A 12,111-nucleotide genomic window follows, 5' to 3' on the forward strand; every position below is an offset into this window, starting at 1 on the left:
CGCCCTGAGGAGGGCCCGACCATGACCCAGCTGAAGCCCAGACCCACCACCGGCGACCTCTTCGACATCGCGGGAAGGGGGAGCACGGTAGGCAGGGAGGTGCGCGGCGGAATCACGACGTTCGTCGCGGTCGCCTACATCATCCTGCTCATCCCGATCATCCTGAGCGGCGCCAAGGACGTCACGGGCGCCCAGATGAGCATCCCGCAGCTCACCACCGCCGTGACCCTGTCGGCGGCGCTGACCACGATCCTCATGGGCCTGGTGGGCAACGCGCCCTTCGCGCTCGCCTCCGGTCTCGGGGTCGCGCCCGTCGTCGCCTTCCAGGCCGCGCCCTACATGACCTGGGCGCAAGCCATGGGCCTGGTCGTGCTGGAGGGCGTGGTCATCGTGATCTTCGCCCTGACCGGCATCAGGCAGCTCATCATGGACGCCATCCCGACCCCCGTCAAACACGCCATCGGGGTCGGGATCGGCATGTTCATCGCGCTGATCGGCCTGGTGGACGCCGGGTTCGTCGGCAAGGGCGCGGGCACGCCCGTCACCCTCGGCGTCGGCGGGCACCTGGTGGGCTGGCCGATCGTGGTGTTCTGCGCCGGGCTGCTGCTCACCTTCGCCCTGTTCGTCAGGAAGGTGCCAGGGGCGCTGCTCATCGGCATCGTCGCGGCGACCGTCCTGGCCGTCGTGGTCAACGCGGTGGTGCCGGGCCTGAAGTGGGGCGTCGTGACCCCGGAGATGCCCTCGCAGATCATCGCCACGCCGGACTTCGGGCTGCTGTTCGACGTGGACCTGTTCGGCGGCTTCGCCTCGGCGGGCTTCCTCACCGCGACCGTGGTGCTGTTCACGCTGGTGCTGTCCGGCTTCTTCGACGCGATGGGCACCATCCTCGGCGTCGGCGAGGAGGCGGGCATGACCGACTCCGACGGGCGCATCCAGGGCATCGGCAAGATCCTGACCATCGACGGCCTCGGCGCGGTCATCGGCGGCGGCACGGGGGCCTCGGCCAACACCGTCGTCGTCGAGTCGGCCGCGGGGGTGGGGGAGGGCGCTCGCACCGGCCTCGCCAGCCTGGTCACCGGAGGGCTGTTCGCCGCCGCGATGTTCCTCACCCCGCTGGCGGCCGTCGTGCCCGCCCAGGCGGCCGCGCCCGCGCTGGTGCTGGTGGGCGCGCTGATGATGACCGCGGTCCGCAAGATCGAATGGGACTCGCTCGACTTGGCGATCCCGGCCTTCCTGACCATCTCGCTGATGCCGTTCACCTACTCCATCACCAATGGCGTGGGGGCGGGCATCATCGCCTACACGGTGATCAAGGCGGCCAGGGGCCGGTTCGACGAGATCCACTGGCTGCTCTGGGTCATCAGCGCGATCTTCGTCGGGTACTTCGGCATCGGTTTCATCGAGGGCCTGATCGGCTGATGTTCGACCTTCTGGAGGAGGTGACGGCCTGGGCCGCCGAGGGCAGGCGGTTCGCCGTCGCCTCCGTCATCTCGACCACCGGCAGCGCCCCCCGCCAGGCCGGCGCGGCGCTGGCGGTGTCGGCCGAAGGGGAGGCCGTCGGCAGCGTGTCGGGCGGATGCGTCGAGGGCGCGGTCTACGAGCTGTGCATGGAGGTCATCGAGACCGGCGTGCCCACGCGCCGAACCTTCGGCTACAGCGACGACGACGCGTTCGCCGTGGGCCTCACCTGCGGCGGCGTCATCGAGGTGCTGGTCTGGCCCGGCCAGGGTCTCCTCCGGTCCGTACGGCCTGGCGAGCCCGTGGCACTCGCCAGGGGGCTCGGGCCCTCGGTGGGCGCCGTCCTCGTGTGGCCCGACCGGCACGAGGGCAGCATGGGGGACGGCGCGCTCGACGCGGTCGTGGTGGCGGAGACCAGGGCGATGCTCGAATCGGGGACGACGGGGCTGCGGGAGCTGTGCGGCGTCGAGTTGTTCGTCGAGTCGCACGCCTCCGCGCCGCGCATGCTCGTCTTCGGCGCCGTCGACTTCGCGGCGGCGCTCACCAGGGCGGGCCGCCTGCTCGGCTACCACGTCACCGTGTGCGACGCCCGCCCGGTCTTCGCCACCCGCCGCCGCTTCCCCGACGCCCACGAGGTGGTCGTGGACTGGCCGCACCGCTACCTCTCACGCACCGAGGTGGACTCCCGCACGGTCGTCGCGGTCCTCACCCACGACGCCAAGTTCGACGTGCCGCTGCTGGAGGTGGCGCTGAGGACCGGCGCGGGCTACGTGGGGGCGATGGGCTCCCGCCGTACGCACGAGGACAGGACGCGGCGGCTGCGGGAGGCGGGGCTCACCGAGGAGGAGCTGAGCAGGCTCCGCTCGCCCATCGGGCTGGACCTGGGAGCACGCACGCCCGAGGAGACCGCCGTGTCGATCGTCGCGGAGATCATCGCTTCCCGGCGGGGGGCCTGCGGGCTGCCGCTGTCGGAGACGCGCGGCCCCATCCACCACGAGATCCACCCCGAGGCGGTGGGTCGCTAGCGGAGTGAGCGTTCGAGAGGGGTGCGGAAGCGGGGGGTCACCGTCACGCCGTCCAGCCACGCCGTGAGCCTGGCGGCCTCGCGCTCCACCGCCGCGACCGCGTCGGCCCCCACGTCCTCCAGCAGCCGCCACACCACCTCGCCGTCGGCGCGCTGTCCCCAGCCGCCCACCACCGCGCCGTTCCACCAGACCGTGGGGCCGACGTTGCCCGACCTGTCGAACAGCTCGGCCCTGTGCGCCTGCGGGAGGTACCAGTCGCGCTGCTGCCAGCCCATCGGCGTCGGGTCGAGCGCGGGCAGCAGCGCCGCCCACGGCTCGGCGGGCGCGGCGGGCTCGAAGTCCGCGGGCAGCACGTAGCCGGGCGCGCTCTCCTCCAGCTCGACCGTCACCGCCTTCACCGCCTGCAGGGCCCTGCGGACCTCGCCGAGGGTCCAGCCCGTCCACCACTTCAGGTCGGCCTCGGTGCCGGGGCCGTAGGCGGCCAGCCACCTGCGCACCAGCTCGGCCTGCGCCTCGCCCGCCGTCAGCACCGGCATCTCGGGCGCCGGCGCCCACCGGTGCTGCCCGCTGATCCACGAGCCGGAGGGGCGGCCCTGCCTGACGATCAGCCCCTCGGCCGCCATGACGAACAGCAGCCTGGTGCTCACGCCCTGCTTGACCTCGTGCGCCGTGCCCGGCGCGTAGACGATCTGCGTGCGCAGGTCGGGCACCACCTCGCCGAGCCGCGTCGCGGTGAGCTCGCCGTGCTCGCGCAGCGCGGCGAGCACCTCACCCTCGACCCTGGAGATCCACCGCTCGTCGAAGCCCGCGCCGTCCATGAAGTGCTGGGTGAGCCGCTTGCGCTCGCGCACCGCGATGGCCAGCGCGCTGGAATGGTGGACGACGGGGGCCAGCTCACGCGGCACCACGAAGATCGTGCGGCGCATCCCCGTCATCCTGACGAGGGTCCTGTCCTCGTACAGCGCCTTCTCGACAGGCTCTGGCCCCCGCGTGCCGGTGCGCGCGCCCGCCGACAGGAACACCGTGGCGGGGTCGGTGCCGTGCAGCGCCACGACCGACTCGACGGCCTCCTCGACGCACCCCGCGCGGACGGCGAGGGCCTGGCGCAGGCCGAGCCTGGCCCGCCGCTCGTCCGTGGTGACCAGGCGGGACCCGCTCATCGGCGACCGCCTTCGGGTCGCGGTGTCACGGGGCGCTGGGGACGAGGGGGCCGGCTCACAGGGTGAGGCTAACCGCTCCCACCGACGGAAATCACTTTGGACCAACCCACAACCGTTCGCTCCGGCCGGGTCACCGGCTTCGGACTTCCTGCCGGTAGACCGGGCGGGCGGCGGCTGTGTGTACTGGGTGGCACACCAGGTACCGCGCTGCCTCCGGCAGACCTACGGGCCTCTCCCACGAGAGGAGCCTGCGATGGCCCTGATGTTCCTCAACGGCGGCGCGATGCGAGGCGGGCCGCTGCACCACCTGCTCGGCGGGGCGCCGCTCATGGCCGAGACGCGTACCGCGCCGAAATACCGCTTCTACTCCGTCGGCGGGCGCTGCCCGGCGCTGGCGCCCGTCGCCCACGGCGGCGCCGCCATCGCGGGCGAGCTCTACGACCTCGACCTCGACCTCCTGCGGGACAGCCTGCTGCCGGCCGAGCCACCCGAGCTGGAGCTCGGCGTGATCGAGCTGGCCGACGGCGGGTCGTCGCTGGCCATGCTGCTGCGCAGGCCGCTCACCTCGCACGTGCCGCTGGTCGACATCACCGCGCAAGGAAGGTGGCTCTCGTGAGATTCGACGTGAACTGTTCGATCCTGTTCACCCGGCTCCCGCTGCTCGAACGTCCCGCCGCGGCCAGGGCCGCGGGGTTCGACGCGGTGGAGTTCTGGTGGCCCTTCGACACGGCCGTTCCCGGAGACAGGGAGGTGGACGCCTTCGTCGACGCGATCGGGAACGCGGGCGTACGGCTCGTCGGTCTCAACTTCGTCGACGACATCCCCGAAGGAGGGCGCGGGCTCGTCGGGCGCCCTGGCGACGTGAAGAGGTTCAGGGACAACCTCGACGTCGCGGTGGGGATCGCAGGACGGCTAGGCTGCCGGGCGCTCAACGCCCTCTACGGCAACAACGGCGAGCCTGAGCTCGCCCTGGAGAACCTCGCTCTCGCGGCGCGCAAGGCCGCGGCGATCGACGCGGTCGTGCTCGTCGAGGCGCTCAACGCCTACGAGTCGCCGTCCTACCCGCTGGTGTCGGTCAAGGCGGCCACGGACGTGATCGAGGCGGTGGGCGAGCCGAACGTGCGCTTCCTGTGCGATCTCTACCACCTGGCCCGGATGGGGGAGGACCTGCCCGCCGCGCTCGCGCATCCGCTGACGGGACACGTGCAGATCGCCGACAACCCCGGCCGCGGACGCCCGGGAACCGGCTCGCTGCCGCTGGCCGAACTGCTCGACGGCTACGAGGGGTGGGTGGGGCTGGAGTACAAGGACCCGGAGCTCGACTTCGACTGGATCACCAAGAGGCAGGAGTTCGTGACGTGAGGATCGGTTTCATCGGGCTCGGGATCATGGGGTTGCCCATGGCCGAGCACCTGGTCAGGGCGGGGCACGAGGTCGTCGGTCACGACGTGGTCGACAGGCCCTTCCGCACCGCGGGGAGCGTCGCGGAGGCGGTGCGCGAGGCGGAGGTCGTCATCACGATGCTGCCCGCCGATCCGCAGGTGGAGGCCGTGTTCCCGGAGATCACGGCCAACGCGCCCCAGGACGCGCTCTACATCGACTTCTCCACCATCACCCCCCAGACCTCCCGCAGGCTGGCCGACCAGTGGAAGCGGACGCTCGACGCGCCCGTCTCCGGCGGCGAGAAGGGGGCGGTCGACGGGGTCCTCTCCATCATGGTCGGCGGTTCCGAGGCCGACTTCGAGGCCGCCAGGCCGATCTTCGAGGCGGTCGGGAAGACTTACGAACTCGTCGGCGGGCCCGGCTCGGGACAGTTCGTCAAGGCCGCCAACCAGCTGGTCGTCGGCGGCACCTACGCGCTGGTGGCCGAGGCCATCGTGCTGATGGAGGCCGCGGGCGTGGACGCCGCAGCGGGGCTCGACGTGCTCGCCGGCGGGCTGGCCGCCAGCAGGATCCTCGACCTCAAGAGGGAGTCGATGCTGGCCAGGAGCTTCCAGCCGGGCTTCCGCATCGACCTGCACCACAAGGACATGGGCATCATCCTCGACGCCGCTCGCACCGCCGAGGTCGCGCTGCCCATGTCCGCGCTCACCGCGCAGCTCGTCGCCGCCGCCCGCGCCCAGGGGCACGGCTCGCTCGACCACTCCGCGCTCCTGCTGGTGGTCGAGGGGCTCTCCGCCAACGAAAGGGTCAGCCGATGAAGATGCCGGCGATGAACGCGGTCGTGGAGGTCCTCAAGTCCGAGGGCGTCGACGTGGCCTTCGGCTGTCCAGGCGCCGCGATCCTGCCCCTCTACAAGGCGATGGAGGAGCTCGGTGGCATCGAGCACCTCGTCGTCAGGCACGAGGAGGGCGCCACCCACATGGCCGACGGCTGGGCCCGCACCAACGGCAGGGTCGGCCTGGCCATCGGGACGAGCGGCCCCGCGGGAACCAACATGATCACCGGCCTCTACACCGCCTTCGCCGACTCGATCCCGATCGTCTGCGTCACCGGCCAGGCCGCCTCCACCAAGCTGCACCAGGAGGCCTTCCAGGCGGTCGACATCGTCGAGATCGCCAAGCCGGTCACCAAGTGGGCCGTGCAGGTGAAGGAGGCCGCGCAGGCGCCGTGGATCTTCCGCGAGGCGTTCAGAACCGCCAGGAGCGGCCGTCCTGGTCCCGTCCTCATCGACATCCCCGTCGACATCGCCAAGCAGGTCATCGAGTACGACCCCTCGATCGACGTCCCGCTGCCCGTGGCCAGGGTCGAGCCGCACCTGCCGCGCGTCGAGCGCGCGCTCGACCTGCTCCTGGCCGCCGAGCGCCCGCTGCTGCTGTCGGGCGGCGGGGTCGTCATCGCCGACGCCTCGGCCGAGCTGGTCGAGCTGGCCGAACTGCTGCAGGTCCCCGTGCAGGTCACGCTCATGGGCAAGGGCTCCATCGACGAGGGGCACCCGCTGTTCTCCGGCATGACGGGCATCCAGACCTCCCAGCGGTACGGCAACGCCTCCTTCCTCGAGTCGGACCTCGTGCTGGCCCTCGGCGCCCGCTTCGGCGACCGCCACACCGGCGCGCTCGACGTCTACAGGGGCGAGCGCACCTTCATCCACGTCGACATCGAGCCCACCCAGCTCGGCAGGGTCTTCGAGCCCGACCTCGGCATCGTCTCCGACACCAGGCTCTTCCTGCGGGCGATGCTGGACCTGGCCAGGGCGCGTGGCATCAGCCGTACGGCGGGGGCGTGGCCGGCCCGCGTGGCGCGGCTGCGCAGCACGCTCACCAGGCGCGAGGACTTCGACGACATCCCCGTCAAGGCGCCCCGCGTCTACAAGGAGATCAACGACTTCTTCGACGAGGACACCTACTTCGTCACCGCCATCGGGCTCTACCAGATCTGGGGCGGGCAGCACCAGAAGGCCTTCAAGCCGCGCCGCTACCAGGTGTGCGGCCAGGCGGGGCCGCTCGGGTGGGAGATCCCCGCCGCGATCGGGGTGAAGAAGGCCGCCCCCGAGGCGCAGGTGGTGGGGGTGGTCGGCGACTACGGCTTCCAGTACCTGGTCGAGGAGCTGGCCGTCGCCGCGCAGTACGACGTGCCGTTCGTGCTCATCATGCTCAACAACGAGTACCTGGGGCTGATCAGGCAGGCGTCGCTGCCGTACGAGATGAACTACCAGGTGGACATCCACTTCGACGAGTACGGGACGGACAACGTCAAGATCATGGAGGCGTACGGCTGCGCGGGCGTGCGCGTCTTCGATCCCGCCGAGATCCGCCCCTCGCTGGAGTGGGCGACCAAGGAGGCGGCGCGCACGTCGAGGCCGGTGCTCGTGGAGGTCATGATCGAGCGCGAGGCCAACACCCCGCACGGGCTGTCCATCGACGCGGTACGCGAGTTCGAGCCGCTTCCCACCGAGGTGTGATGATGGGTCATCGCAGGCACGCCTTCCTGCCCGCTCGCACCGGGCAGGAAGGCGCGTCCGCCCATTCTTCATCATCGGCTGGGGAGTTTCGCAGTGGTTGAACATGTTCTCGTCGCGCCGGACAAGTTCAAGGGGTCGTTGTCCGCGGCCGAGGTCGCGGGCAGGGTGTCGGCGGGCCTCGGCGTCCCGACCGTCGAGCTGCCCGTCGCCGACGGCGGCGACGGCACCGTGGACGCCGCTGTGGCCTGCGGCTTCACCCGCGTCACCCTGGAGGTGACGGGGCCGACGGGCCTGCCGGTCACGGCCTCCTACGCCTGGCTCGACGAGCAGCGCACCGCCGTCGTCGAGCTGGCCGAGGCCTCGGGTCTGCGCCGCCTTCCAGGCGGCCCCGAGCCGCTGACCGCCACCAGTCACGGCACGGGCGAGCTCATCGCCGACGCCGTAAGGCGCGGCGCCCGCCGGGTCGTCCTCGGCCTCGGTGGCAGCGCCTCCACCGACGGAGGGGCCGGCATGGTCCAGGCGCTCGGTGCGCGGCTGCTGACCGCCACCGGCGAGGAGCTGCCCAGGGGAGGGGCGGCCCTGCGCGAGCTCGCCAAGATTGACATCTCAGGATTCATCGACGTCTCGGGGGTCGAGGTGGTCGTCGCGAGCGACGTCGACAACCCGCTGCTGGGCCCGCACGGCGCCGCGGCCGTCTACGGCCCGCAGAAGGGCGCCACCCCCGAGGACGTCGTCCTCCTCGACTCCGCGCTCGGCCGTCTGGCCGCCGTCGCCACCCAGACCCATGGCCTGCTGGGCGCCGTCGAGCACGACGGGACCCCGCGCCCCATGGGCGTGGCGGGAGCCCCCGGCGCGGGCGCGGCGGGAGGAGTCGGCTTCGCCGCCCTCGCCTTCCTGCACGCCGACATCCGCCCGGGCATCGACTACCTGCTCGACCTGCTCGGCTTCGACGAGCAGGTCAAGGGGGCGCGCCTGGTCGTCACCGGCGAGGGCTCGCTCGACGAGCAGTCGCTGCGCGGCAAGGCCCCCGTCGGCGTCGCCCAGGCCGCGGCCAGGGCGGGCGTCCCCGTGGTCGCGGTCTGCGGACGCCGCACGCTGTCGGACGAGGAGCTGCGCGCGGCCGGCATCGAGGCCGCCTACGCCCTCACCGACCTCGAACCCGACACCGAGCGCTGCATGGCAGAGGCGGGGCCGCTGCTCGAACGCCTCGCCGCCCGCGTCGCCGCGGAACGCCTCTGACCGTCACCGATCGTCCACCGTGAGAAGGCAGGAGATGACCGAGTACGACCTCGTGGTCCGGTCCCGCAGGGCCGTCACCCCCGACGGCGAGCGTCCGGCGGCGGTCGCCGTGCGGGACGGCAGGATCGCCGCGATCCACCCCCACGACGCCCCCCTCGACGCCTCGCTCGACACCGACCTCGGCGACCTGGCGCTGCTGCCAGGCCTGGTCGACACCCACGTGCACGTCAACGAGCCCGGCCGTACGCACTGGGAGGGCTTCGCCTCGGCCACCCGCGCCGCCGCGGCGGGCGGCGTGACGACCATCGTCGACATGCCGCTCAACTCCCTGCCTCCCACGGTCGATCCCGGCGCCCTCACCGCCAAGCAGGAGGCCGCGCGCGGCCAGTGCCACGTGGACGTCGGCTTCTGGGGCGGCGCGATCCCCGGCAACCTGGCCGAGCTGCGCCCCCTGCACGAGCGCGGCGTCTACGGTTTCAAGTGCTTCCTGTCCCCTTCGGGCGTGGAGGAGTTCCCCCCGCTGACCCCCGACGAGGTACGGCAGGCGCTCGAGGTCATCGCCGAGTTCGACGGGCTGATGGTCGTCCACGCGGAGGACCCCTCGCTGCTGCTCGACCCCACGGGCCCGACCTACCCCGAGTTCCTGGAGTCGAGGCCGGGCGCCTCCGAACGGCGCGCGGTCGAGCAGGTGATCGAGCTGGCGAGGCAGACCGGGGCCCGCGTCCACATCCTGCACGTCTCCAGCGCCGACTGCCTGGAGCCCCTCGCCGCCGCCAGGCGCGACGGCCTGCGCGTCTCCGCGGAGACCTGCCCGCACTACCTCACGCTCGCCGCCGAGCAGGTGCCCGAGGGCGACACCGCCTTCAAGTGCTGCCCGCCGATCCGCTCGGAGGCCAACCGCGACCTGCTCTGGGAGGGCCTGGCCGGCGGGGTGCTGAGCTGCGTCGTCTCCGACCACTCGCCCTCGCCCTCCGACCTCAAGATCCCCGACTTCGCCGCCGCGTGGGGCGGCATCGCCTCGCTCCAGCTCGGCCTGCCGGCGATCTGGACCGAGGCGTCGAAGCGCGGGCACGGCCTGCCCGACGTCGTGCGCTGGATGTCGGCCAACCCCGCGGCCCTGGCGGGGATCCCGCGCAAGGGCGGCCTGGCCCCAGGCAACGACGCCGACCTCGTCGCCTTCGACCCGGACGCCGCCAACCCCGTCGACGCCGCGGGACTGCACCACAAGAACCCCGTCACGCCCTACCACGGCCGCGTGCTGAAGGGCGTCGTTCGCACCACCTGGCTGCGCGGCACGACCGTCGACCTCACCGCCCCGCCTCGCGGCACCTTCCTCTGACAGGAGAGAGCACACCGAATGCCCAGCTTCATCACCCTTCCCGACCTGGCCCTCCGCACGCTCGGCGGCTCGGTCGTCGCCGCCAACGACGAGTCCTTCGCCGAGAAGGAGAGCCTGATCCGCCCCGGCCGTCCCGGCTTCCAGGCCGAGACGTTCGGCAACAAGGGCCAGGTCTACGACGGCTGGGAGACGCGCCGCCGCCGCGAGCCCGGCCACGACTGGGCGATCGTCAGGCTCGGCCTGCCCGGTGTGGTCCGCGGCGTCGTGATCGACACCGCCTGGTTCAAGGGCAACTACCCGCCGCACGCCTCCGTCGAGGCCTGCGCCGTGGAGGGCCACCCGAGCGTCGCCGAGCTCGAGGCGGCCGAGTGGGTGGAGATCGTGCCGAAGAGCGAGCTCAAGGGCGACGCCGAGCACCACTTCGAGGTGGCCGACGAGCGCCGCTACACCCACGTGCGCCTCAACATGTTCCCCGACGGCGGCATCGCCCGCCTGCGCGTGCACGGGGAGGTGCGCCCCGACCTGTCGGTCTACGAGGGGCTCGGCCTCGACCTGGCGGCGCTGGCCAACGGCGCGGTCGTCACCTCCTGCTCCAACGAGTTCTACTCCTCGCCCAACAACGCGCTCGCGCCAGGGCTGGCCAGGCACCAGGCGGAGGGCTGGGAGACCGCGCGCCGCCGCGACGGGGGCAACGACTGGCTGGTGATCCGCCTCGCCGCGCTCGGGGTCATCAGGCTGATCGAGGTCGACACCACCAACCTGCTGTTCAACGCGCCGGGCGCGCTCTCCATGCGGGCGAGCGCGGACGGCGAGACGTGGTTCGAGCTGCTGCCGAAGACCCGCCTGCAGCCCGACACACCGCACCGCTTCCGCGTGGACGACGACCGGGCCGCCGCCTACGTCCGCGTCGACATCTACCCCGACGGAGGGCTGGCCCGCGTCCGCCTGTTCGGCACGCTGGCCTAGGGGGAGCGTCCGGCCGGGCGCGCACCCCGGCCGGCGTCCACCGAGTCCGCGCGGCTCACGGGCTGAGCGTGGCCAGGGCGCCGGGTGGCAGCTCGATCCTCGTCGGCGAGAGCTCGGCCTCGCCCGGACGCCAGGCCACCAGGTGAGCGGCGTAGTCCGACTCCGCCGGCAGCACACCGCTTGTGGTGACGAAGCGGCCCGCGAGGACCAGCCGTCCGTCGCCGGTCCACGCCATCGAGGTGGTCTTGAGCGAGGCGGGCACCGGCATCGACGGCAGCCTGGTCCACGCCCGCGTGGCCAGGTCGAGCACCTGCACGTCGAGATACTGGCGCGGCCCTGGCCAGGCGGGGTCGGCGAACCACATCGCGATCCGCCTGCCGTCGGGGCTGACCGCCGTCCTGGACGGCTGCCCCTCGGTCGCGGGCCAGTCCAGGTGCACGGAGCTCCCCGAGCCGACGTCCACCAGAGCGGGGCCTTCCGCGTCGGAGACGAGTGCCAGGTCGCGCGTCACGGCGTGCAGGTCACGTGCGCTGAACACCTCCTCGCCCGTGGTCCCGTCGAGCAGCCTGGTCAGCCCCGCTCCGTCGTCCCGTGCCAGCAGGCCGCGCGGCGTGTCCTGGGAGGGGGCGGCCGCGCAGGCGAAGGGCAGGGCGGGACGGAGCGCCTCGCCCTCGAAGTCGAGCAGGCGCAGGCGGCACCGCTCGCCCTTCACCCGCTGCAGCGCCCACACGCCCCTGCCGTCGGCCGCGGCGAAGGCGAACAGCGCGTCGCCGAGCCGCCGCGCGGTCGCGCCACGCAGCACGTAGAGGCCGCCTGCGGCCGAGGAGTCCGGCCGGGTCGCCACGAGCAGCTCGCGCGAGCCCCCGCGCATGCCCCATACGAGCGGGTCGCCCGGCGGACCGGTCACCGGGGTGCGGGCACCGGTGCCGACGTCGAGCCTGAACGCGCCGCCGTCACCGGTGACCAGCAGCCGCAGCCCGCTGCCCGGGGGGAGCCGCCGGCCCGAGATCGGCGGCATGGGCT

Annotated in this window: 11 protein-coding genes; 9 read left to right on the top strand and 2 right to left on the bottom strand. The window is 72.6% G+C overall.

What is annotated here, in order from left to right:
* Positions 1-21: 21 nt before the first annotated feature.
* Both ABFX55_RS12580 and ABFX55_RS12585 read left to right on the top strand, forming a co-directional pair.
* Entirely contained in the window at positions 22-1,419 is a 1,398-nt protein-coding gene (locus tag ABFX55_RS12580) for an NCS2 family permease (protein WP_346120627.1), read from the top strand.
* Positions 1,419-2,483 (top strand): XdhC family protein, encoded by a 1,065-nt coding sequence (locus tag ABFX55_RS12585; protein WP_346120629.1) that lies wholly within the window; start codon positions 1,419-1,421, stop codon positions 2,481-2,483. Before ABFX55_RS12580 ends, ABFX55_RS12585 begins: the two co-directional genes overlap by 1 nt.
* On the opposite strand, the gene ABFX55_RS12590 is transcribed toward ABFX55_RS12585, so the two are convergent.
* Positions 2,480-3,643: a winged helix DNA-binding domain-containing protein gene (locus tag ABFX55_RS12590; RefSeq protein ID WP_346120631.1), complete on the bottom strand. Its 1,164-nt coding sequence runs from the start codon at positions 3,641-3,643 to the stop codon at positions 2,480-2,482. The genes ABFX55_RS12585 and ABFX55_RS12590 overlap by 4 nt on opposite strands.
* Before the next feature lie 253 nt (positions 3,644-3,896).
* On the opposite strand from ABFX55_RS12590, the gene ABFX55_RS12595 reads away from it, so the two are divergent.
* The 7 genes from ABFX55_RS12595 (at position 3,897) to alc (ending at position 11,088) form a co-directional block, all read left to right on the top strand.
* Positions 3,897-4,259: an allophanate hydrolase-related protein gene (locus ABFX55_RS12595; RefSeq protein ID WP_346120633.1), complete on the top strand. Its 363-nt coding sequence runs from the start codon at positions 3,897-3,899 to the stop codon at positions 4,257-4,259.
* Positions 4,256-5,005 carry a TIM barrel protein gene (locus ABFX55_RS12600; protein WP_346120635.1) on the top strand — a complete coding sequence of 250 codons (750 nt, stop codon included), beginning with the start codon at positions 4,256-4,258 and terminating at the stop codon, positions 5,003-5,005. The genes ABFX55_RS12595 and ABFX55_RS12600 overlap by 4 nt, the downstream gene beginning before the upstream one ends.
* The gene (locus tag ABFX55_RS12605; protein ID WP_346120637.1) at positions 5,002-5,844 is read left to right on the top strand and encodes an NAD(P)-dependent oxidoreductase; all 843 of its coding nucleotides are present in this window, start codon (positions 5,002-5,004) and stop codon (positions 5,842-5,844) included. Before ABFX55_RS12600 ends, ABFX55_RS12605 begins: the two co-directional genes overlap by 4 nt.
* 2 nt (positions 5,845-5,846) lie before the next feature.
* Positions 5,847-7,544: a glyoxylate carboligase gene (gcl, locus tag ABFX55_RS12610; RefSeq protein WP_346121969.1), complete on the top strand. Its 1,698-nt coding sequence runs from the start codon at positions 5,847-5,849 to the stop codon at positions 7,542-7,544.
* A gap of 93 nt (positions 7,545-7,637) precedes the next feature.
* Positions 7,638-8,783, top strand: a complete 1,146-nt coding sequence (locus ABFX55_RS12615) for a glycerate kinase (RefSeq protein WP_346120639.1) — start codon at positions 7,638-7,640, stop codon at positions 8,781-8,783.
* Positions 8,784-8,817: 34 nt separating this feature from the next.
* The gene (gene allB, locus ABFX55_RS12620) at positions 8,818-10,122 is read left to right on the top strand and encodes an allantoinase AllB (RefSeq protein WP_346120641.1); all 1,305 of its coding nucleotides are present in this window, start codon (positions 8,818-8,820) and stop codon (positions 10,120-10,122) included.
* A gap of 18 nt (positions 10,123-10,140) precedes the next feature.
* Positions 10,141-11,088: an allantoicase gene (gene alc / locus ABFX55_RS12625; protein ID WP_346120643.1), complete on the top strand. Its 948-nt coding sequence runs from the start codon at positions 10,141-10,143 to the stop codon at positions 11,086-11,088.
* A 55-nt stretch (positions 11,089-11,143) separates the two neighbouring features.
* Here alc and ABFX55_RS12630 read toward each other — a convergent pair whose 3' ends face one another.
* Positions 11,144-12,106 (bottom strand): hypothetical protein, encoded by a 963-nt coding sequence (locus ABFX55_RS12630; RefSeq protein WP_346120644.1) that lies wholly within the window; start codon positions 12,104-12,106, stop codon positions 11,144-11,146.
* Positions 12,107-12,111: the final 5 nt, after the last annotated feature.

The sequence above is a fragment of the Nonomuraea roseola genome, from assembly GCF_039535395.1.
GTDB classification, from domain to species: Bacteria; Actinomycetota; Actinomycetes; order Streptosporangiales; family Streptosporangiaceae; genus Nonomuraea; species Nonomuraea roseola.